At 61.1% G+C, this 22,206-nt stretch carries 22 protein-coding genes and 1 pseudogene; 15 read left to right on the top strand and 8 right to left on the bottom strand.

Features of this window, described 5'->3' with window-relative positions:
- The first annotated feature begins 1 nt into the window (after position 1).
- The 15 genes from flgK (at position 2) to E8Q41_RS16575 (ending at position 12,354) form a co-directional block, all read left to right on the top strand.
- Entirely contained in the window at positions 2-1,492 is a 1,491-nt protein-coding gene (gene flgK, locus E8Q41_RS16645; RefSeq protein WP_137156684.1) for a flagellar hook-associated protein FlgK, read from the top strand.
- Positions 1,493-1,503: 11 nt separating this feature from the next.
- Entirely contained in the window at positions 1,504-2,562 is a 1,059-nt protein-coding gene (locus E8Q41_RS16640; RefSeq protein WP_137156683.1) for a flagellar hook-associated family protein, read from the top strand.
- A 130-nt stretch (positions 2,563-2,692) separates the two neighbouring features.
- Positions 2,693-3,040, top strand: coding sequence for a flagellar biosynthesis regulator FlaF (gene flaF, locus E8Q41_RS16635; protein WP_137156682.1), 348 nt, complete (start codon positions 2,693-2,695; stop codon positions 3,038-3,040).
- The gene (gene flbT, locus E8Q41_RS16630; RefSeq protein ID WP_137156681.1) at positions 3,037-3,486 is read left to right on the top strand and encodes a flagellar biosynthesis repressor FlbT; all 450 of its coding nucleotides are present in this window, start codon (positions 3,037-3,039) and stop codon (positions 3,484-3,486) included. Before flaF ends, flbT begins: the two co-directional genes overlap by 4 nt.
- Positions 3,477-4,070, top strand: a complete 594-nt coding sequence (gene flgD / locus E8Q41_RS16625) for a flagellar hook assembly protein FlgD (RefSeq protein ID WP_348640025.1) — start codon at positions 3,477-3,479, stop codon at positions 4,068-4,070. Before flbT ends, flgD begins: the two co-directional genes overlap by 10 nt.
- Before the next feature lie 21 nt (positions 4,071-4,091).
- Positions 4,092-4,358, top strand: a complete 267-nt coding sequence (fliQ, locus tag E8Q41_RS16620) for a flagellar biosynthesis protein FliQ (protein WP_137156680.1) — start codon at positions 4,092-4,094, stop codon at positions 4,356-4,358.
- 92 nt (positions 4,359-4,450) lie between these two features.
- Positions 4,451-6,541, top strand: a complete 2,091-nt coding sequence (gene flhA, locus E8Q41_RS16615) for a flagellar biosynthesis protein FlhA (protein ID WP_137156679.1) — start codon at positions 4,451-4,453, stop codon at positions 6,539-6,541.
- A complete protein-coding gene (locus tag E8Q41_RS16610) occupies positions 6,538-7,284 on the top strand; it encodes a flagellar biosynthetic protein FliR (RefSeq protein WP_137156678.1) in 747 nt (248 codons plus the stop codon). The genes flhA and E8Q41_RS16610 overlap by 4 nt, the downstream gene beginning before the upstream one ends.
- A gap of 3 nt (positions 7,285-7,287) precedes the next feature.
- Positions 7,288-7,692 carry a hypothetical protein gene (locus tag E8Q41_RS16605; protein WP_137156677.1) on the top strand — a complete coding sequence of 135 codons (405 nt, stop codon included), beginning with the start codon at positions 7,288-7,290 and terminating at the stop codon, positions 7,690-7,692.
- 118 nt (positions 7,693-7,810) lie between these two features.
- Positions 7,811-8,359, top strand: a complete 549-nt coding sequence (locus E8Q41_RS16600) for a rod-binding protein (protein WP_137156676.1) — start codon at positions 7,811-7,813, stop codon at positions 8,357-8,359.
- 37 nt (positions 8,360-8,396) lie between these two features.
- The gene (locus E8Q41_RS16595) at positions 8,397-8,777 is read left to right on the top strand and encodes a hypothetical protein (protein WP_137156675.1); all 381 of its coding nucleotides are present in this window, start codon (positions 8,397-8,399) and stop codon (positions 8,775-8,777) included.
- Positions 8,778-8,783: 6 nt separating this feature from the next.
- A complete protein-coding gene (locus tag E8Q41_RS16590; RefSeq protein WP_137156674.1) occupies positions 8,784-9,320 on the top strand; it encodes a hypothetical protein in 537 nt (178 codons plus the stop codon).
- A 444-nt stretch (positions 9,321-9,764) separates the two neighbouring features.
- Complete coding sequence (locus tag E8Q41_RS16585; RefSeq protein ID WP_137156673.1) at positions 9,765-10,613, top strand: WecB/TagA/CpsF family glycosyltransferase; 849 nt, start codon at positions 9,765-9,767, stop codon at positions 10,611-10,613.
- Positions 10,614-10,687: 74 nt separating this feature from the next.
- Positions 10,688-11,335, top strand: a complete 648-nt coding sequence (locus E8Q41_RS16580; protein ID WP_137156672.1) for a hypothetical protein — start codon at positions 10,688-10,690, stop codon at positions 11,333-11,335.
- A gap of 119 nt (positions 11,336-11,454) precedes the next feature.
- The gene (locus tag E8Q41_RS16575) at positions 11,455-12,354 is read left to right on the top strand and encodes a bifunctional methylenetetrahydrofolate dehydrogenase/methenyltetrahydrofolate cyclohydrolase (RefSeq protein ID WP_137156671.1); all 900 of its coding nucleotides are present in this window, start codon (positions 11,455-11,457) and stop codon (positions 12,352-12,354) included.
- Between the two features lie 79 nt (positions 12,355-12,433).
- On the opposite strand, the gene E8Q41_RS16570 is transcribed toward E8Q41_RS16575, so the two are convergent.
- The 8 genes and pseudogenes from E8Q41_RS16570 to E8Q41_RS16535 form a co-directional block, all read right to left on the bottom strand.
- On the bottom strand, positions 12,434-12,949 hold the full coding sequence (locus E8Q41_RS16570) for a GNAT family N-acetyltransferase (RefSeq protein ID WP_137156670.1): 516 nt from the start codon (positions 12,947-12,949) through the stop codon (positions 12,434-12,436).
- 19 nt (positions 12,950-12,968) lie between these two features.
- Complete coding sequence (locus E8Q41_RS16565; protein ID WP_137156669.1) at positions 12,969-13,469, bottom strand: GNAT family N-acetyltransferase; 501 nt, start codon at positions 13,467-13,469, stop codon at positions 12,969-12,971.
- 167 nt (positions 13,470-13,636) lie between these two features.
- Positions 13,637-15,454 carry a phosphogluconate dehydratase gene (gene edd / locus E8Q41_RS16560; RefSeq protein ID WP_137156668.1) on the bottom strand — a complete coding sequence of 606 codons (1,818 nt, stop codon included), beginning with the start codon at positions 15,452-15,454 and terminating at the stop codon, positions 13,637-13,639.
- A gap of 58 nt (positions 15,455-15,512) precedes the next feature.
- Complete coding sequence (gene pgl, locus E8Q41_RS16555) at positions 15,513-16,211, bottom strand: 6-phosphogluconolactonase (RefSeq protein ID WP_137156667.1); 699 nt, start codon at positions 16,209-16,211, stop codon at positions 15,513-15,515.
- Positions 16,212-16,233: 22 nt separating this feature from the next.
- Positions 16,234-17,703 carry a glucose-6-phosphate dehydrogenase gene (zwf, locus tag E8Q41_RS16550; protein ID WP_137156666.1) on the bottom strand — a complete coding sequence of 490 codons (1,470 nt, stop codon included), beginning with the start codon at positions 17,701-17,703 and terminating at the stop codon, positions 16,234-16,236.
- A gap of 128 nt (positions 17,704-17,831) precedes the next feature.
- On the bottom strand, positions 17,832-19,118 hold the full coding sequence (locus E8Q41_RS16545) for an FAD-binding oxidoreductase (RefSeq protein WP_137156665.1): 1,287 nt from the start codon (positions 19,116-19,118) through the stop codon (positions 17,832-17,834).
- A gap of 155 nt (positions 19,119-19,273) precedes the next feature.
- Positions 19,274-21,796, bottom strand: a complete 2,523-nt coding sequence (locus E8Q41_RS16540) for a HAMP domain-containing methyl-accepting chemotaxis protein (protein ID WP_137156664.1) — start codon at positions 21,794-21,796, stop codon at positions 19,274-19,276.
- 201 nt (positions 21,797-21,997) lie between these two features.
- A pseudogene (locus E8Q41_RS16535) lies at positions 21,998-22,206 on the bottom strand (methyl-accepting chemotaxis protein); the annotation flags it as partial.

Below are 22,206 nucleotides of genomic sequence, written 5' to 3'. Positions count from 1 at the left end.
TATGTCGCTATCGTCTGCCATCACAACCGCGCAAACGATCTTTTCCAACACGGGTTTGCAGTCGGCGGCTTTGTCCACCAACATCGCAAACGCCTCCAACCCGGATTATTCGCGCCGGGTTGGCGTCCTCACGCTGGATTCCAATGGCGCGCAGGTCCTGAAAATCGAACGCGCCGCCGACAACGGCCTGCTGAAGCAATCCATGTCCGCGACCGCGGAATCGAGCGCGCAGACCACGATCGAACAGAAGCTGACGGATATCCGCACTCTGCTCGGCGGCAACGACTACGAAACTGCGCCATCGACCTACATCACGAAACTTCGCGACGACGTCCAGGCTTATGCGACCAAGCCGAACGAATCGACGCTTGCTTCCACAGTGGTGTCGAGCGCGCAGGATGTGGCGAATTCTCTGAACTCGGTCTCTCAGGAGATTCAGGGAATGCGTGGGACGATCGACCAGGAAATCAACAACCAGGTCGAGGAACTGAACAATCTGCTCAAGCAGTTCCAGACGGTCAATGACGCTGTGCGGCAGGGCACGGCCAACGGCGCGGACGTCAACAACGAACTCGATGCGCGCGACAGCTACCTGCGGCAGATCTCCGAGATCATCGGGATCAGATCCTTCACCCGCGACAACAACGAAATGGTGCTCTACACCGAGGACGGCACGATGCTGTTCGATCGGAGCCCCCGCGAAATTCTCTTCACGCCGACCCCGGCCTATGGCGCATCGACTGAAGGCAACCCGCTGATCGTCGACGGCGCCGCTATGGAGGCCGGCAGCAGCGGAAACTCCACTGCAAAGGGCAGCCTCGCGGCGCTTCTGCAGGTGCGCGACAGCATCATTCCCTCGTACCAGGATCAACTCGACGAGACGGCCCGAGGACTGGTCAAGTCCTTCGCTCAGGTGGATCAGTCCGGCGCCGGCCTGGACGATCTGCCGGGCCTCTTCACCTGGAATGGCTATGCCGCTGGCGACACGATCCCTGACGAGACCGAAATCCAGGAGGGTTTCGCAGCCCTCATCAAGGTCAACGACGCTCTGATCAAGACCAAGGATGGCGATCCCACGCTGTTGCGCGACGGAGGCTACGACGTCGACGACTTGGGAGTCGCCAGCACCGACTATCTCGGCAATGCCGATGACGACGCCAGCTATTCCGACATTCTCGACGGGCTGGTGACCGCGATGTCCGAGGATCAGACATTCAATGAGGACGCCTATCTCGACACGGAGATATCGATCATCGGTTATGCCAATGCGTCGATCGGCTGGCTGGAGCAGTTGGTGTCCGAAAGCGCCACCGCCAAGGAAAACAAGGATGCGCAACTGACCCGCATCACGGAAGCCCTGTCCAACACCACCGGCGTCAGCCTCGACGAAGAAATGTCTCTCATGCTTGATCTCGAGCAGAGCTACAAGGCGTCCAGCAAGCTGGTGTCGGCCGTGGACGAAATGATCAAGTCTCTGCTTGACGCTGTGTAGGCTAGGAAAACATGAAAACCTCCTTCATCTCGAATCTCTCCGTCCAGAACGCCATGCGTTCGACCATCAATTCGGTTCAGGCCGAGTTGATCGATTCTCAAAAAGAGGCGGTCAGCGGCGTCTACTCGAATATCGGCAAGGAGCTAGGCGCGACGACCACGCGCAGCCTCAATCTCCATACCGAAGTCAGCATGATGGAAAATCTGCTCAAGACGAACGCAGTCGTCGAGCAGCGCCTGTCGTCGACTCAAACTGCGCTGGACACCATTTCCAACACGGCGCAGACCGGCCTCAACACGCTCGTGGCGCTATCTGGCAGCAACGACGATTCCCAGTTGGCGACGGTCGAGCGCACGATGCGCGATGCGCTCGAACAGGCGACCTCTGCGGCCAACACCTCTGTGAACGGCGAATATGTTCTGTCGGGCATCAATACCGACGAGGCGCCGCTTGCAGACTATTTTGCGGACGGAAGCCCCGCTCGCCAGGCGTTTGTCGACGCCTTCACCAGTCATTTCGGATTTGCTCCTGACGACGCTGCCGTGTCCACAATCGCGGCCGACGACATGCAGGACTTTATCACCAATGAGCTCGAGCCGATGTTTCTGACTGAGGACGGGGACTGGGAAGCAAACTGGTCGAACGCCTCGGACACGTCGACCACCGCGCGCATCTCGCGCACCGAAGTCATCCAGAGTTCGTCGACCACCATCACCGACGGTTTTCGCTACATGGCGATGGCGTCGGTCATGTCGATCGAAATGCTGAATTCCAATTTCTCCGCCGCGTCCCGCAATGTCGTCAGCAATGCCGCGATTTCCTATATGGGCCAGGCAATCTCCGGCGTAGACGCGGATCGCAGCCAGCTTGGGCTGTCGCAGAACCGTGTAGCCCAGGCCAATGAAACGCTTCAGGCGCAGATCGACATCGTCAAGCTCAATCTGGACGATCTCGAAGGCGTCGATGTCTACGAAGCGTCGAACCGAATCACGGCGCTCAGCAATCAGATGGAAATCTCTTATTCCATCACCGCGCGTTTGAACGAGCTGAGCCTCGTCAACGCCCTGTAACGCATGCGCGCGGCTGTCCGGGCCGCGCCGAAAACTTCTTTGATCTCAGAACGAAGCGTTGCTGAAAGCGTAAGCCTGGGTTCAGGCAAACCAGTTAGGCTTCAAAAATGACCGGAATATGAGGGGCTGAATGTACCAGTTTTCCTACGCAGAAATTATGGCGGATGATGTCGCCGATTCGCGAGAACGCGAAAAACAGGTTCTTGATCGCGCCGTGAATCTTTTGCGTGCCGCCGAACAGAAAGGCCGCGAATCGCGTGAGGCCGTCGAGGCGCTCTATTATACGCGACGGGTCTGGGTAGCCCTGATTGACGATCTCAGGCTTGCCGACAATCAGTTGCCCGCCAACCTCAAGGCGGACCTGATCTCGATCGGGATCTGGATCCTCAAGGAGGTCGACCGGATCAGAATGCGCCAGTCTGTAAATTTCAAAGGCATTGCAGACATTATAACCATCATCAGGGATGGACTGAAATGAAGAGCACTTTGCGTATTTCTCTCAAATCCGGAGAACGGATTTTCATCAATGGGGCCGTTCTCAGGGTGGATCGCAAAGTCGCCATCGAGTTCCTCAATGACGTGACCTTCCTGCTCGAAAACCATGTGCTGCAGCCTGAAGGCGCGACGACGCCGCTCAAGCAGCTGTATTTCATCGTGCAGATGATGCTCATCAATCCCGAGGGCGCCGAACAGTCCAAGCAGATGTTCAAGAAGTCGATCGTGATGTTGCTCGCGAGCTTCCAGAACGAAGAGATCCTCGCGGAACTCAAGCGGATCGACGCCATCGTCACGTCCGGACGTCCGTTCGATGCGCTCAAGGCAATCCGCGGCCTCTACGCCATCGAGGAGAAGATCCTGAGCAACCAGGAACTGACGCCTGCAGTTCGCGAACAGATCCGCCGGGAGATCGCGCCGTGGCAATAAGCGCCCTCAACGCCCTGTCGGCCACATCGACATCGACCACGACCTCGTCGACATCGAGTTCGTCGACGTCCACCGCCGCGACCGACTCGGCATCCGCGACGCTCGACTACAACAACTTCCTGACTCTGCTTGTCGCCCAGATGGAAAACCAGGATCCGACGGATCCGATGGATGCGACGGAGCAGATGGCCCAGTTGGCGTCCTTCTCTCAGGTCGAACAGCAGATCAAGACCAACACGCATCTTGAAAACGTGATCAGCCAGAATTCGCTGTCGACGGCCGCTTCCTATATCGGCAAGACGATCGAAAGCGCCGATGGCGAAACGAGCGGCGTTGTCGAATCGATCTCCATCACCTCCGACGGCGTCATCGCAACCCTGAAATCGGGTAGCGAAGTGACGATCGAGGAGGGCATCACCATCAAGAACACGACCTCGTCGTCCTCCTCTGACGGAACCTCCACGACGACGAACAATACGTCGAGCGACAACACAAGTTCCTCGACCGACGATGGCAGTGACGATGGCACTGGCTCGTCCGATAGTGTAAGCAATAACAATTCCTCGGGAACCGACGGAACCTGAAGCATTCGGTAGGACCCCTTGATGAATGAGGCTGACGCTCTAGACATGGTGCAGGCAGCGATCTGGACCGTGCTGATCGCATCGGGCCCCGCCGTCCTTGCGGCTATGATCGTCGGCGTCGTTGTGGCGCTGCTCCAGGCGCTGACCCAGGTTCAGGAAATCACCCTGACCTTCGTGCCCAAAATTCTCGCGGTCTTTGCGGCGGTCGCCTTGTCGGCCCCCTTCATCGGCTCGCAAATGTCCATCTTCACGACCATGATCTTCTCGCGGGTTCAGAGCGGCTTCTAGCCGCAATACGCCTCCGCCGAACACTTCGCGCAAGCTTCCGCTGCTATCCGCTATCAGGTGGAATAGCGGCTTCATGAAGAGGCGGAAGATTTATGGCTGATGTTCAGTCGATTACAGTTCCAAAACTTGCGCCCAAAGGGCGCGATATCGGATTCGCGATCGGTATCATCGCGATCCTGTCGATCCTGTTTCTGCCGATACCGGCGTTCCTGATCGACCTGGGTCTCGCTTTCTCGATCTCCTTCTCCGTCCTCATCCTGATGGTGGCGTTGTGGATCCAGAAGCCGTTGGATTTCTCATCTTTCCCGACAATTCTGCTGATCGCGACGATGACGCGCCTTGCGCTCAACATCGCGACGACGCGCGTGATCCTGTCGCACGGCAATGAGGGACATGAAGCGGCCGGCCATGTGATCGCCGGCTTCGCCAGCCTGGTGATGTCGGACGACTTCGTCATCGGTCTGATCGTTTTCATGATCCTCATCGTGGTGAACTTCATTGTCATCACCAAGGGCGCCACCCGCATCGCGGAAGTTGGCGCTCGCTTCACCTTGGACGCCATCCCCGGCAAGCAGATGTCGATCGACGCCGACTTGTCCGCCGGCATTATCGACGAGGGCGAAGCCCGCCGGCGCAGAAAAGAACTCGAGGACGAGAGCTCGTTCTTCGGGGCTATGGACGGCGCCTCCAAATTCGTGCGCGGCGACGCTGTCGCAGGTCTGCTGATCACGGCCATCAACATTTTCGGCGGCATCATCATCGGCTATTTCCGCCATGGGATGGAGCTGACCGAAGCCGCCGACGTCTTCGTCAAGCTGTCCGTCGGCGACGGTCTCGTTTCGCAGATCCCGGCGCTGATCATCTCGCTCGCCGCCGGCCTGCTCGTGTCGCGCGGCGGCCAGACCGGCACCACCGACAAAGCCGTCGTCGATCAGCTCGCCGGTTATCCCCGCGCTCTCGCCATGGCGGCGGGCCTCGTCTTCACGCTGGCGCTCGTGCCGGGATTGCCGTTCTTTCCGTTCACCGCGCTCGGTGTGATCCTTGCCTTCGGCAGCTATGTCATTCCGCGCCGGATCGAAGCCGAAAACCAGGCCAAGCGGCTGGTCGAGGAGCAGAAGAAGGCGTCCGAGGTCAAAGAGCAGGACAAGGATTCGGTCAAGAACGCGCTCAAGACGCCGGAGATCGAACTGCAACTCGGCAAGCAGGTCTCTACCCGCCTCCTTGGCGCGCATCAGGAACTGGCCTTCCGGGTCGGCAAGATGCGCAAGAAGTTCGCGAGCCAATACGGTTTCGTCGTGCCGGAAATCAAGGTGTCGGACGAACTCGGCATACCCGACAAGTCCTATCACATCCGCATCCACGGCACGACGGTGGCCTCCAACATGCTGCGCGTCGGCGAAGTGCTTGTTATCACCGGCGGCGGTCGCCGACCGACCGTCCCGGGGGACGATGTCCGCGAGCCCGCGTTCGGCATGCCGGCGGTGTCGGTGGTCGAAACCTTCACCGAAGAACTCAAGCGCGAAGGCTTCCATCCGATCGACAACGTCTCGGTCGTGCTCACGCATCTGTCGGAAGTCATCCGTAACAACCTGCCGCAGCTTCTGTCCTACAAGGACGTCAAGATCCTCATCGATCGCCTCGACCCCGAATACAAGAAGCTCGCCGACGAGATCTGCACCACGCATATGTCCTATTCGGGCCTGCAAGCGGTGCTCAAGCTGCTGCTCGCCGAACGCGTGTCGATCCGCAACCTGCATCTCATTCTCGAAGCGGTCGCCGAACTCGCCCCGCATGTGCGCAAGACCGAACAGATCGTCGAACATGTCCGTGTGCGCATGGCGCAGCAGATCTGCGGCGACCTTTCGGACAACGGCGTGCTGCGCGTCCTGCGTCTCGGCAACAAGTGGGACATGGTGTTCCATCAGGCGATCAAGCGCGACGCCAAGGGCGAGATCATCGAATTCGACATCGATCCGCGCCATCTCGAGGAATTCTCCGAACAGGCCACCAAGGTCGTGCGCGAATATCTCGATCGCGGCCTGCCTTTCGTGCTCGTCACCTCGCCGGAAACGCGTTCCTATGTCCGCATGATCATCGAGCGGCTGTTCGCCACTCTGCCCGTGCTGTCGCATGTGGAGCTCGCCAAGGGCATCGAAATCAAGATCCTCGGAACCATTTCATGATCCAGGATCCCGAAGGTCTGGTGCTGGCCCTCGTTGTGGTGTTCTGCCGCATCGGGGGCTGCATCATGGTTCTGCCGGGTTTTTCCACGGCCCGCATTCCCGTGATGATCAGGCTTTTCATCGCCGTCACCGTGTCGCTGGCGCTGCTGCCATTGATGTGGGACGACGTCTATCCGAAGATCGAACGCGGCCTGGGCGGCTATATCGGCCTCATCGTGTTGGAAACCCTGACCGGCGTTGTCCTGGGCCTGATCGCGCGCTTCTATGCGATCGGGCTGCAGTTCCTCGGCACTGTCATCACCATGATGATCGGCTTGAACACGCCACCCGCCAACGATATTCTCGAAGACACCAGCGAAGGCCAGCTAACCAATCTCGTGACGTTCGCGGGGCTCATGGTGCTGTTCATGATGGATTTTCATCACCAGTTGTTCCTGGCGATCGCTCAGTCCTACAAGACCTGGCCGCCGGGAGCCGGTTTTGAGGCGCAGAAGGCGCTGGTGTCCCTGGTGGACACACTCTCCACCACTTTCACCATCATGCTCAGGCTCGCAAGCCCGTTCATTCTGTTCAACGTGTTGTTCAACATGGCGATCGGGTTCATCAACAAGCTGGCGCCTGTGGTGCCGGTGTTCTTCATCTCCACGCCCTATTTGGTAATGGGTGGTACGATCCTCCTTTATTTCGGTGTGACGGCGATGCTCCAGCTTTTCGGCGACGGGTTCAGCCAGGTGTTGAGGTGACCCATGGCGAAGCTGCCTCGTTCTGAGAAACTCGCGCGGCTGGTCCGGGTGCAGCGGCAGTTGGAGAACATGGCGCAAGCCGATCTGGCGTCGACGACGCGGGCGCGCGCCGAGATCCAGCGCAGCCTCGACGTCACGGTCGAGGCGCTCGGCTCGCTTTCGCCGGTCCATCAGATCTTCACCAGCATCTATGCGACGCAGATCGGTCGCCTCACGTCACGCGATCAGCATCTCGCAACCGTCCAGGAAATCCATGAGGGGCGTATGCGCAAGGAGCGCGCCAAAGGCGACAGGCTCGACGAGCACCGCAAGGAAGCCCTGACCGATGAACGGCGCGAGGCCGACGACAACGCCATTTACGATCTTATTGAGCAGAAAACGCTTCTGGACCGCTTCAATCTGCCCTGACGAGACCAATGCCGCCGGCTCAATCCCGCATTGATGCTGCGATAAGCCACGGTCAAGCTTGAGGCGTCATGGTGTTTTTAGCAAAACTCCCGAGAAGAACTGCGGCGTCTTATCCTCCATGGCCATTAATCCTCCTACCGACATCATCCAGGACGTGATCAACGCGGCCGATCCGGCGCAGGTTGAAGTGGCGCAGGCGAAACTCAAGGCAGGAATTGCGGTCGCCGAAGCCCGCAAGCTCAACAACGCTGATGCAGGCTTCGATTCCAATATCGTCCGCGACCATATTCGTACGAATGCGCGGGCCGGGGTGAAGGACAAGGAAATCCCGGAGCCCTATCGCAAGTTCGAAGCGATGGTTCTCCAGAACTTCATCAAGACGATGTTGCCCGACAGCGAAGAAGTCTATGGCAAGGGCTCGTCCGGCGAAATCTGGAAGAGCATGATGGCCGAGCAGATGGGCAATGAAATCTCCAAGGGCCGCGGGGTCGGCATTGCCGAACAGCTTGCATCACGCCAGGCGCAGCGGACACCCGAGACAGAGAAGGCTGAACTCTCCGAGCGCGAGAGCATGACGACCCAGAGCATTCAGCGCTTCGAAATGAAGGCGCTTGACGAATTTCTGCCCGGCTCCTTCGCCGAAGACGACAAGAAGAAGCGTGTCTGAGTATCCCCATGCTTAGCGACATTGGAGAACAAGAATAATGGCGACAGCGCTCACCGAAGACAATTTCAAGGAAATGCGCATCAAGACGGTGCTTGGCCGGCTCGAACTGATCATCGACAATGAGAACGAGCGCATCGGCAAGGACGTCGAATTCGACATCAAGGCGTCGAACGCGCATAAGAGCCGCTGCCTCTATGAATTGACCATGCTGTGCAAGGACAGCGCCCCGAGTGAATTGCCGACGGGCCTGTCGATGCAGATGAAGTTCCTCAAACAGAAGCTGATGCTGAACGCGAGGCGGCTCGAAGCGCATCTCAATGCGGTGCGTACGGTAACCGACATCCTGAAAACTGCAGCGCGTGAACAGGATGGCGACGGCACCTACACGCAGGAACAGTTTCGCTATGGCGAGATGTAACGCGCCATGATCAAGCTCATCATCACGGGTGTTTGGGTTGCAATCGTCACCTTGGGGGCGGTGTATGGCTCGATTCAGCTCGCCAAGCCGGAAGATCCCAACGCCGAAGCTGAGAAGAAGAAGGCGGTGCAGGAACTCGTTCATGGCGAAATGGTGACCTTCCCTGTGATCAAGAAGGGCGACGTGGCCGGCTATTTCCTGACCAAGACGTCTTACATCGTCGATAAGTCCAAGATGGGTGAAGTGACCCTGCCGATCCCGGCCGTGCTCACCGATGAGCTGTACACCGCCTTTGTCGGCGATCAGATCATTCGGATCGGCGATAACCGGGAACTCGACGTCAAGGCTTTCCGCGAGCGCATCAAGAACGCGCTCAACAAGCGGCTGGGATCCGACGTCGTGGTCGATATCGTCTTCGAACAGATCGATTATCTCTCCAAGGACGATCTCCGCCAGCAGCGCTCGGATAAAGCCGTCAATATCGTTCACGAAACGCCGCCTGCGGATATTCCGGCCGGCAAAGCCGCCGAAGGCGGTCACTGACGCCGATTTTTGTTAACGCCCTCTTCAATGCCGGTCCGCCAAGCGGGCCGGCATTGTTAATGAATGCTTAAACTGTTGGATAAAATAAGAATAAAAATTCGAAAATTCCAAATATCACACGTATTATGCTTCATTTTGGAGCAACGCGCCCGTCTTCGGAAATAAATGCGCCGGATGATTTGTCGATCGTCGAGGCCCGCGCGCAGGCTGGAATTTCTACTAAAGCAATGAAATTATTCGTAAAAAACTCATGGTGAATGCATCCTTGCTCATGAGCGCGGCATTCTATCGTTTTACTTAAATGCCATTTTAGCCCTCCGTGTTACTTCATGGATGATGAAGACGGAGAAGATGTACGAGCCTTTCCGGGCGCTACGAGTTTTCCCGTCCTCCAGAGCAGCTGGCGAGCGCCAGCCGCGTGTGTCCGCGTGAGGAGTTGGCAGCATGAATATCGTTTCGAATTTGGCGGTGTTCAGTTCGCATCGGGAGATTTTCGGTCTTCCGGTTTGCGATCTGGGCTGGTCGGACGCCTTTACATTCGTAAACGCATTGGCCGAAGTGCCGGTCGGGCAGACGGTTATTTCCTTCATGAATGCGCACAACGCCAATGTCATGTTCAAGGACCGCTCCTATCGTGAGGCGCTGGACCGCCATCTGGTGCTGCCTGACGGGATCGGCGTCGATATCGCCTCGATGGTGGCGCATGGCGCGCCCTTTCCGGCCAATCTCAACGGCACGGATTTCGTCCCGTCGCTCTTGACCTACATGACCCGTCCCAAGCGGATCGGTCTGATCGGCGCACGCCCGGAGATCCTCCTGAGAGCGGCCGGGAATTTCGAAGCACATGCGCCCTGGCACGAAATCATTCCTTTGCATCATGGCTATTTTCATGAGGATCAGTCGGCGGAGATCCTGGCCGAAGCCGCCTCCCTCAAGCTGGATATCCTGCTTGTCGCCATGGGCACGCCGCGCCAGGAAAAATGGATCGACAGATATGTGCGCCCCGAACATGCCCGGCTCGTGCTCGGCGTCGGCGCTCTGTTTGACTTTGTCGCCGGTGAAGTGCCGCGCGCGCCGACATTTGTCCGCAAGATGCGGGTGGAATGGTTCTATCGCTTCCTGCAAGAGCCGCGACGCCTGGCTGGCCGCTACTTCCTCGGCGGGCCCGTTTTCCTCTGGCATGTGATGGCGCATGCGGCGAGCAAACTCGCGTCCGGCAAAAGCAGCAAGAAGACAACGCCGTCCCCTGTGCGTCGACCCCTGCTGATCTCGACGCCCGGTAAACAGGATTAACCTTTCGTTTACCAAAATAAATGTACAAAGGGTAAAGACCAAGATCGCTCCCTAAGCTCAACCAGAGACGGTGAATGCACGCGCGCTCCCTGCTCGATTATCTCTCGGAACCCGAGCGCGCCCATCTGGGCGAGCGCCGCGACGCTCGCGATTGGGCGTCGATCCTGGAGCGGTTGCACGAACTTGAATTGCGCCTCGGCGATCTCCGCAACGCCTCCGAGCGGCATGAACGCGCCGAGATTCACCCCGACGATGGCCGTCAGGACTTGAGGGACGAGATTTCGTCGATCCTCCGCCGTCGCGGCGTCACGCCGTCGCCGCGCCGCGCCTCCTCGCCGCCGCCGCTTGCGCCGCGCGATTGGGTCGAGCCGCCGCCGCTTGCGCCGGTGCAGGCTTTTCAAAACAAGGCCGATCGCGCCGATCCGAACCTGTTCAAATTCATCGAAGCGGTGCGCCTGCTGGGTCGGGCTGCTGATCGCTTCATGAGTGACGCGGACGCGTCCGACGACGGCCGCTTCCTATCGGGCCCCTCTGCGCAGCACGGCGTCTATGCCTCGCCCGAGCCGTCCTCGAGACCTCGGCAGAGCCGGTTCCCCGACGAACCGTCCGGCGAAGCCACGTCGCCACGCATCAACGCCCCCGATCTTCTTCGACTTTGGGAGGAGGTCGAGGAATTGCGCAGATCGCTCGCGCAATTGTCCTCGCGGCGCGATTCCTATTGATCGTCACGATTCGCCATGTCACCAATGCGCCGGTCCGGGGCGCGTTGAGACCATCGCATGATGTCATGCGGCATTAGGATCGCGCGCATGGATGGGACCCGCATGTCAAGGAGGGCAGTTTGGCTCAAATCATTAATGGCGTCGAGGCGGCGGCTGCGGTCATCGACAAGGTGAAATCGTCGGCAGCGACGCTGCAGGCAGACACCGGCGTGCAGACCGGCCTCGCGGTCGTTCTCGTCGGCGAAGATCCGGCCAGCCAGGCTTATGTCGGCGCCAAGAGCAAGATGGCCAAGGAATGCGGCTTCAAGTCCGTCCAGCATTCGCTGCCTGCCGACACGACCCAGAAGGATCTGCTCGCCCTCGTCGACGAACTCAATGGCGATCCTTCCATCCACGGCATCCTCGTGCAGCTGCCCCTGCCCAAGCATCTCGATTCCGAACAGGTGATCCAGTCGATCCTGCCGGAAAAGGATGTCGATGGTCTGCATGTCGTCAATGCCGGTAAGCTCGCGACCGGCGATATCGAAACGGGCCTAATCTCCTGCACGCCCGCCGGCGCGCTGATCCTGGTGCGCTCGGTGCGCGGCGAGGATCTCTCCGGCCTCAACGCCGTGGTGATCGGCCGCTCCAACCTGTTCGGCAAGCCGATGGCGCAGCTTCTGCTCACCCGCAACGCCACAGTGACCACCGCGCATTCCCGCACCAAGGACCTCGCCGCCGTCTGCAAGACCGCCGACATTCTGGTCGCCGCCGTCGGCCGTCCGGAAATGGTCAAGGCTGAGTGGGTGAAGCCCGGCGCCACCGTGATCGATGTCGGCATCAACCGCGTGCCGGCGCCCGAAAAGGGCGAGGGCAAGACCAAGCTCGTCGGCGATTGCGATTTCGCCTCCTGCGAGCCGGTGGCCGGCGCGATCACGCCGGTGCCGAAGGGCGTCGGTCCGATGACGATCGCCATGCTGATGGCCAATACGGTGATCGCCGCTCACCGCAAGCTCGGCAAGACCGCGCCGAAATTCTGAGTTCGAGAGCTCGCAACAGCATAGGGCGCGACTTCGCGCTCATGACAGTTGAACAACACGTAACCGCCGTGAACCTCCTTCAGGAGTTCGCGGCGTTTTCCTGTTCGCTCCACCTGTCCCAGTCGACCGACATCAGCAGGAGATCGATCTGCTCTCCATCGGGACGACGCCCTGCCTTGGGCAAAATCTTTTCATCCCGAAAGCCGCAGTGGCGATAGAGCCGGATGGCGCGCTCGTTATAGGGCGCGACCCGGAGCAGGAATTTTCTCGCCCCGAACCCTTCGAAGACCAGCCGCATGACCTGCGGCAGCAAGCGGGCGCCGAGCCCTTGACCGGGATTGCGCAGGATCATCCGGTTCATCACCGTGTCGCCATTGTGATTGCCGAGCCCGCTCAGCGCAAAGAAGGCGTCAGGGAGCCCCTCGGCGTCGTCATGCACGAGATAGAAGAATCCGGGCTGCGCCAGATTGCGCTCGTGCTCGGCGCGCGTCCAGCGGCCCACCAGGCGCTCATAGCCGGGCTGACGCTCGATCTCCATGATCGCGCCGATGTCGGCGGCATTGGCCCGCCGGAGATCTTGGAGACGGCTCCACATGGCCTTGTCCTTCCCCGGTTCAGCCCGACTTCGCCGCCCATTCTGGCCGAAGCAGCGACATCAAGGCAAGATCGACGCGCTGGCCATCCGGCAGCGCATAGGCCTCGTGCATCACGCCCTCGCGCCTCAGCCCGCAGGCCTCATAGGCGCGCCGGGCGCGGTCATTGGTGATGATGTGATCCAGCCAGAAGCGATGCGTCGGCGTCTCTGTAAACACCCAGGCGATGACGTCGGTCAGCAGCCTGCGTCCGGCGCCCTTGCCGGGATCGGCCACCGCGATACGCTTCAGGCAGGTATTGCCCATGATGTTGCCGAGATCGCGCAGGATGGCGAAGCCGCCGATGGCCCCGGTCTCATCTGTTGAAACCAGATAGGCGTAATCCGGATCGTTGAGCGCCCGGGCGTGGAATTCGGCCGAGGAACGGCCCACCACCATTTCATAGCCCGGCAGCCGCTCGATCTCCATGATGCGGGGCAGATCGGCTGCGGTCGCGCGGCGGAGAGAGGTCTGTTCGGTCATCGAAAAATCCTTGCTCGATACCGGAAGGCATGCCGGCGCAGGATCTCTAGCACAGAGGGGAGTGACGGGTCACCGCTCTGTCGGGCATGACGGAGCTGATGAGGAAAAGTTCCCGTCGAACATAAAGGAGAGGGGAGGGCGCGTTTCCGCACCGCTCCCAAAAATTGTCAGGCCAACACGCCCGCGCCGTGATCGGCCGGACCCGCCATCTGGCGGAAGATCGAGAAGAGCTCGCGACCCATGCCATAGTCGTTGCCGGAGAGATCTGCCTCGGCCTGCGGTCGGCTTGCCAGTTCCGCATCGCTGACCAGCGCCTCGATCGTGCCGTTGATCGCGTCGATGCGGATCATGTCGCCATTGCGGATCTTGCCGATCAACCCGCCGGCTTTGGCTTCCGGCGTCACATGGATGGCGGCCGGCACCTTGCCGGATGCGCCGGACATGCGGCCATCGGTCAGCAGCGCCACCTTCTGGCCACGGTCCTGCAGAATGCCGAGCACCGTCGTCAGTTTGTGCAGTTCCGGCATACCATTGGCCTGCGGGCCCTGGAAGCGCACGACGGCGACGAAATCGCCGGTGAGCTCGCCGTTCTTAAAGGCGTCGTTGAGGCCCTGCTGATCATGGAACACCCGCGCCGGCGCCTCGATCACATGCCGTTCCGCTTTCACCGCCGACGTCTTGATCACGCCGGTGCCGAGATTGCCCTTGAGCATCTTGAGACCGCCGGTCGCCTGGAACGGGTTGTCGATGGTTGCGAGTACCTTGGCGTCGCCGCTTTCTTCGGCGACCGGCATGCGGATCACCGCCCCGCCTTCGCCCAGACGCGCCTCGACCGTATAGGCCTTGAGGCCATGGCCGAACACCGTGCGGACGTCGTCATGCAACAGGCCGTCCTTCAGCAATTCGCGGATCAGGAAGCCGAGGCCGCCGGCCGCATGGAAATGATTCACGTCGGCAAGCCCGTTCGGATAGACGCGCGCCAGCAGCGGCACGACGTCGGAGAGATCGGATATGTCCTGCCAGGTCAGGTGAATGCCGGCGGCGCGGGCGATGGCCACGAGATGCAGCGTGTGGTTCGTGGAGCCGCCGGTGGCGTGCAGGCCGATGACGCCGTTGACGATCGAACGTTCGTCGATCATCTCGCCTACGGGCGTGAATTCATTGCCTTGCGCGGTGATTGCCAGCGCCCTCTTCGTCGCTTCCTTGGTCAGCGCGTCGCGCAGCGGCGTGCCCGGATTGATGAAGGAAGAGCCGGGCATATGCAGGCCCATGATCTCCATCAGCATCTGGTTGGAATTCGCCGTGCCGTAGAAGGTGCAGGTGCCGGGGCCGTGATAGGATTTGGATTCGGCTTCGAGAAGCTCGGCGCGGCCGACCTTGCCTTCGGCATAGAGCTGGCGTACGCGGGCCTTTTCGTCGTTCGGCAGGCCCGTGGTCATCGGCCCGGCGGGAATGAACACCGCCGGCAGATGCCCGAAGGTCAGCGCTGCGATCGCCAGTCCCGGCACGATCTTGTCGCAGACGCCCAGAAACACGGCGGCGTCGAACATGTTGTGGCTGAGGCCGATACCCGCCGCCATGGCGATCACGTCGCGAGAGAACAGCGACAGCTCCATGCCCGGCTGGCCCTGGGTCACGCCGTCGCACATGGCAGGCACGCCGCCCGCCACTTGCGCCACGCCGCCGGCTTCCCGCGCGGCGTCGCGGATCAGCGCCGGATAGGTCTCATAGGGCTGGTGCGCCGAGAGCATGTCGTTATAGGCGGTGATGATGCCGAGATTGGGGACGCGGTCGCCGGCCAGCATCTCCTTCTCGGCGGGGGAACAGACGGCGAAGCCATGGGCGAGATTGCCGCAACCCAACACCGAGCGATGCACGCCCTTGGAGGCGGAGGCGCGGACACGGGCCAGATAGGCCTCGCGCGCGGGCTTCGAACGTTCCACGATCCGGGCCGTGATGGCCGCGATTCTCTTGTCGGCTGCCATGATGCTTCCTTTCGGCTGTCGGTCGGCGAAGGTCTGCTCCGCCCGGTGGGGCGCGCCCTCAGGGCGCCCAGTAGATCTGGGTTTCGGACGCGGCCGTCGCAATGACGCGTCCGATCGGGAATGCGCTTGCGGCCCCTTCCGAGAGCGCCTGATCGATCACCGGCTTCTTGGCGGCGCCCTCGATATGCAGCACCAGCAGGCGTGCATCCTGCAGGGCGGAGAAGGTGAAGGTCAGTCGGGTCTCGCCCGCGCCTGCGGCCTCCATGGTGATCACGCTGCGGCGCGTTTTCGGGTTCAGCGCCTGTTCGAGATTGTTTCCACCCGGGAAGAACGACGCGGTGTGACCGTCGCCGCCCATGCCGAGGATCACCACGTCGAACGGCCTGACGATCCGGTCGGCGTCTCCCGTCGCCACCATCGCCGCGTCTTCGGCTTCGGCGACGGCGTGGTAGAGCGGCACGAATTTCGCGCGCGCCGCAGCGCCGACCAACAGAATGTCGGCGACCAGCTTATGGTTGGAGCGTTCGTTGGTTTCGGGCACGAAGCGCTCGTCGACCAGCGTGATCGTCACTTTCGACCAGTCGAGATCGGCCGACGACAGCGCCTTGAAGAAGGCCTTGGGCGTCGAGCCGCCGGAGACGGCGATGGACGCCGCCCCACGCGCCGCGACGCCTTCGGCAAGCGCGCCCGCCACGCGTCCGGCAAGGGCGTCGGCGAGCGCCGCGCCATTGTCGAAGATATGGAATTGATGAGCCATCAGCGGGTTCCCGTTTTCTCGATCATTCGTGCCAGGTGCGGCCGTCGCGTTCGATCAGCGCGATCGAATGGCTCGGACCCCAGGTGCCGGCGGTGTAGCCCTGAACGGGCTGTCCGGTTTCATCCCATGCCTTGAGAATCGGGTCGACCCAGCGCCATGCCGCCTCGACTTCGTCGCGGCGCATGAACAGCGTCTGGTTCGATCGGATGACGTCGAGCAGCAGGCGCTCATAGGCATCCGGATTGCGCACGTCGAAAGCCTGGGCGAAGCTCATGTCGAGCGACACTTCGCGCAGACGCATGCCTCCCGGGCCGGGATCCTTGATCATCAGCGACTGCTTCACGCCTTCGTCCGGCTGCAGGCGGATGATCAGCTGGTTCTCGGAAATACGACCCGCCGACGCGTCGAAGATCGAATGCGGGATCGGTTTGAAAGTGATGACGATTTCCGACACGCGAGCCGCCAGACGCTTGCCCGTGCGCATATAGAACGGCACGCCGGCCCAGCGCCAGTTGCCGATTTCGGCCTTGATGGCGACATAGGTTTCGGTGTTGGACACGCCGCCTTCGAGTTCTTCGAGATAGCCGCGCACCGCGCCCTTGTCGGAGGCGCCGGCGCGATACTGGCCGCGCACCGTGAACTTGTCGGCGTTGGAAGCGTCGATCGGCTTCAGCGCGCGCAGAACCTTAAGCTTCTCGTCGCGCACGGCTTCCGCCGCCATCGAGGAGGGCGCTTCCATCGCCACGAGGCAGAGAAGCTGCAGCATGTGGTTCTGCACCATGTCGCGCAGCGCGCCCGCCTTGTCGTAATAGCCGGCGCGGTTCTCGAGGCCGACCGACTCCGCGACCGTGATCTGCACATGGTCGATATGGGCGGAGTTCCACAGCGGCTCATAAAGCGCATTGGCGAAACGCAGCGCCATCAGGTTCTGCACCGTCTCTTTGCCGAGATAGTGGTCGATGCGGTAGATCTGTTCTTCGCGGAACACCTTGCCGATCGTGTCGTTGAGTTCGAGCGCCGAGGCCAGATCTCGGCCGATCGGCTTTTCCACCACGATGCGGGTGTTCTTGGTGATCAGCTTGTGATCGCGGATGCGCTCGGAAATCGGCCCGAAAATGGCCGGACCGACAGCGAGGTAGAAGGCGCGGACGCGGTCCTTGCCCTCGTCGAGCAGCTTGCGGAGATTGTCCCAGCCCTTTTCGGAAGCCGCGTCGACCGAGACGTAAAAAAGCCGCGCGGTGAAGCGGGCCACGGCCTCGTCGGTGTATTCGCCGGGCTTCAGGAACTTCTTCAGCGCCTCGGTTGCGAATTTGCGGTAATCGTCATGGCTGAGGTCGCCGCGCGATGCGCCGATGATGCGCGTCGGCTCGGTGAACTGGCCGGCTTCCTGGCGATGAAAGAGCGCCGGCAGAAGCTTCCGCTCGGCAAGGTCGCCCGTGCCGCCAAAGACGACGTAATCGAATGGTTCGACGGGAATGATCTGGCTGCTCATGGACGTTCTCTTCTCTTGATCGGGCATGGTTGTCATAATCTAATCGATTTAAAAATTCCAGTGCCCCGCTGCGCTTTTCTCTCGAAAAGCGGAAGGGGAGGGGGATGTGTCTCGTCTCCGGCAGCCTCTCAGAGGCGGTCGAGCATCGAGAACCAGGTGAGCGCCAGAAACAGAAGCGGCGCCCGGAACTTGGCTCCGCCCGGGAAGGGAGGAACGTTGAACGAGCGATAGAGCTCGAGATCGGTCGCCTGGCCAGAGATCAGGTCGGCGTAGAGTTTACCACAATAGTTTGACAGCATCACGCCATGGCCCGAATAGCCGCCGATCGAGGTGACATGCGGCATCACCTCGCGGACGAAGGGTTGACGGGGCAGGGTGATGCCCACATATCCGCCCCAGCCATGGGTCAGTTTGACGTCCTTCAGCTGGGGATAGATTTCGGTGATCTGCCGGCGGATATGGGTGGTGATGTCGTCGGGTTTCTCCGAGGAATAGATCTCGCGTCCGCCGAACAGCAGCCGGTTGTCCTTGGACTTGCGGAAATAGCGCACCACGAAGCGCGAATCGCAGACCGATTCGCCTGCGGGGATGACATCGGGAAAGTCGTCGAGCGGCGGCGTCGCGCCGATGAAGGAGCCGATCGGCATCACATGGGCGGCCGTAATAGGCTCTAGATTGCCGATATAGGAATTGGTGGCGATCAACGCCTTGTCGGCGGTGATCGTTCCGCGCGGGGTCTCCACGCGTACCTTGCCGCCTGCGGAGGTGATTGAGCTTGCGCCCGTCATTTCATGCAGCTTCGCGCCGGCGCGGGCGGCTGCTTTTCCGAGGCCGACCAGCAGCTTCATCGGATGGACGTGACCGGTGCCCGCGTCATGGACGCCGAAATGAAACCGCTGGGAGCCGACTTTGCGGGCCGTCTCTTCCTTGTCCATGAAGCGCAGATGCGGATAATCGTAGCGCTCGGCGGCGATCTCCGCATTGGCGCGGAAGTCTTTCTCCATGCGCGCTTTGTGCGCCACGATCATGTGACCGGGCTGGTAATCCATGTCGATATTTTCGCGCTGGGCGAAGTCGAACAGATGCGCCTTGGCCGCTTCGCCCATCTTGAACAGCGCGCGGGAGCGTTCGAGGCCGATTTCCTCTTCGACTTCCTCCGGCCACCAGCGCTGGCCGGTGCCCAGCTGGCCGCCATTGCGTCCCGATCCGCCGTCGCCCAGCCGATGCGCCTCGATCAGCCTGACATCAACGCCGGAGCGGGCCAGATTGTAGGCCGCCTGAAGCCCCGTAAAGCCTCCGCCGATGATGACGACGCTCGTCTGCGTCGAGCCGTCGAGGGGAGGGTATTCCGGTCGATCTCCGACCGAATCTTCATACCAGGAGATGCCGGGAGAGATCGGGCTTTGCCATGCCATGATGAACCTTTTTCGCTGCATCCGGTCGGCCCGGACGGCATTTGATAGCGTGAAAAGCTATCGGGCGGCAAGCCGAGCGCCTGCGTCCTCTCCGCGCAAAACGACAAAGCGGGCGACGATGCGCCCGCTTTGAGATGTTTCGGGATTTGACCCCATCAGGCGGCTCGTCTGCCGTCCCTGGCATTGGCGCCGTCGAGCTGGAAGCGGGCGACCAGTTCGCGCAGGAGATCCGCCTCCTGCGACAATTGCCTGGTGGCGGCGTTCGTTTCTTCCACCATGGCGGCGTTGCGCTGGGTCATCTGGTCCATCGCGTTCACCGTCGAGTTGATTTCCGACAGCGACGACGACTGCTCGCGGCTCGATGTGGCGATGAGATCGACATGGCCGGAGATCTCGACGATCTGTTGGGCGATGGTCATCAGCGCCTGGCCCGTCTGTTCGACATAGTGCGATCCGGTCGACACTTCCTGGGCCGAGTTGCCGATGAGATCGCCGATTTCCTTGGCGGCCTTCGCCGATCGTTGCGCCAGTTCGCGGACTTCCTGGGCCACGACCGCGAAACCCTTGCCGGCTTCACCCGCGCGAGCCGCCTCGACGCCGGCGTTCAGCGCCAGCAGGTTGGTCTGGAAGGCGATGGAATCGATCACGTCGATGATCTGGCTGATCTTGTCGGAGGCGTCGCGGATGCGCACCATGGCGGACACGGCATTCTGCACAATGTCCGAAGAGCTCTCCGCGTTCTTCTTGGCGGTCGCCACGATCCGCTGGGCCTCGCCGGCGCGGCCGGACGTGGTCTTGACGGTCGCGGTGATCTCCTCGACGGCGGCGGCGGTTTCTTCGAGCGACGCGGCCTGCTGTTCGGTGCGCTTGGCGAGATCATCTGCGGCATCGGCCATCTGGCGGCCATTGTCCTGGATGAGGTCGGAGGCGTTGCGGATTTCCGACATGGTGTTGCGCAGACCGGCGATCGAACTGTTGAAGTCCTGACGCAGGGAATCGAGTTCGCCGGCAAACGGCGTGTCGATAGTGAAACGCAGCTCGCCGCGGGCGAGATTGCCGAGACCGTCTGCCAGCGCGCGAACGGCGAAATTGACCTGCCGCGCCGTCTCCGCCTTCTCCGCCTCGTTGCGCAGGCGCTCCTCTTCCGAGACGCGGCGATTGCGTTCGGCTTCTTCCTGCATGGCGATCTTCTGCTGGGCGTTGTTCTTGAACACCGACAGCGCGCGCGCCATTTCGCCGATTTCGTCGGGACGACGGTCGCCGGTGATGGCGGTGTCGATGGCGCCGTCCGCGAGCCTGCGCATCGCGTTGGTGATGGCCAGGATCGGTCCCTTCAGCGTGATCACAAGCGCGGCGCCGGCCGCCATGGCGATCAGCACGCCGAGCGCCATGGCGCCGATCGAAATCGAATTGGCCTGGTCGCGTTCCGCGCCGGCGCTGTCACGCTGCAGTTCGGCGAATTGCGTCAGCTTGTTCCAGGTCTGGTCGATCTGCTGGGCGGCGGCGGCGAATTCGGTTTCCTTGCTGCGGGCGTTGACCGCGAGTTCGGCGGCGGCCTTGTCGAGACCGGTCGTCACCGGTTCGACGACTTTGGTGAGGTCGGAGAAGAACGGGTCGTCCTTCACCGCGCTCGCCAGCCGCTGCACTTCGGTGTTGTACATATAGAGCGACTGCTGCACCTTTTTTACGCCGGCCTCATCGGGCTTGGCCACGAGTTCGGCGAAGACGACGCGAATTTCGTTGTTGTTGTTGACGATCGACCGCAGCTTGTTGGCGACATTGTCCGCCTTGGAGATCTGGGCGTCGGCCGCGGCGAGATTGAGGATCGACTGGCGCATCAGGTCGCCGCCGAACTGCTTGAACATCGTCGCGAGCGTGCGGAAGCTGTTGATCGCGCCGTTGGTCTTGGTCATCACGGCCGGGCTCACATCGCCCGACTTGATCTGGGTCAGCACGGGCGCGAGCAGCTTCTCATATTTTTTGGCGTAGGGCAGCTTGGCCTTGGGCAGGGCGGCCGCCAGCTGCGCGGCGCTCTTTTCGAGAACAGGTCCATATTTCTTGAGCACGGCCAGCTTGTCGGCGTCGGCGAGCACCTTGGCGTAATCGACGACGAGCGCGTCCAGCATCGTGGCGATGCGGTCGATTTCGACGGCGTTGTTCAAGCCCTTCTTTTCGGCCTTTTCCTTCTTTTTCGCTTCGGCGATCAGTTTGAAGGATTTCTTGCCGATGTCGCCTTGAACGGTGGTCAGCGTTTCCTGGGCCTTGACGACGCTGTCCATGATCGCGTTCTGCTTGGTCTGCAGGCCCCAGAGCGTTTCGACATTGCTGGAAATGGTCTTGGATTGTTCGAGCGCTTCGGTCAGCAGCGTCACATCGGTCTCGGCGCGCAGGTCATCGGCCGTTTGTTCGAGAAGGGCAAGCTGGGCCGCGACATCCGAAGCGGCTTTCTGATGCGTCGTCTCCGATGGCGCGCGCAGGAAGTCGCTCATGCTCGCGAACACGGTCTTGAAGCCGCTCAGCGATTGCAACACGCTGTTGGAGATTTCCATGCGGCCCTGAAGCAGTCCCGACGCATAAAGCCCGGTCGCGCCGACGGCGGAGATGCTGAGGACAAAGGGCGCGACCAGCACGATCACCTTTGTCTGAATTTTGAAGCGCGACATAAATTTGTCGATCAAGACCGGCCCTCCTCTGCGACATCCAGCGGCGCGGCGTCCTTCTTTGGGGCGGGGCGCTGCCGTTGTTGAGCGCCGAGTGTCGCATCGGTAAATTAAGGACGGACTAACGGTTATTCCCGTTTCCCGAAAAATAAGGCAAAAGGCGGCTATTTTCGCCTCAAAACGGTACGGCGGGCTGATGCGCCCGCCGGCTTCTCTGCGTTACGCCGCGCGCCTTGCGTGCTGGGTCTGGCTTGCGAGGCGGAACTGCTGGACGAGGCCCATGAGGTTGTCGGCTTCGTCGGCGAGCTGACGGGTGGCGGCGTTGGTTTCCTCCACCATGGCGGCGTTGCGCTGGGTCATCTGGTCCATCGAATTGACCGACGAATTGACCTCGGCCAGCGCGTTGGACTGGTCGCGGCTCGCCATGG

The organism is Rhizobium sp. FKL33, assembly GCF_005222915.1.
In the GTDB taxonomy this organism is placed as follows: domain Bacteria; phylum Pseudomonadota; class Alphaproteobacteria; order Rhizobiales; family Rhizobiaceae; genus Rhizobium_E.
Note: the sequence above shows the minus strand (reverse complement) of the source record. Positions and strands in the feature narration are given on the sequence as shown.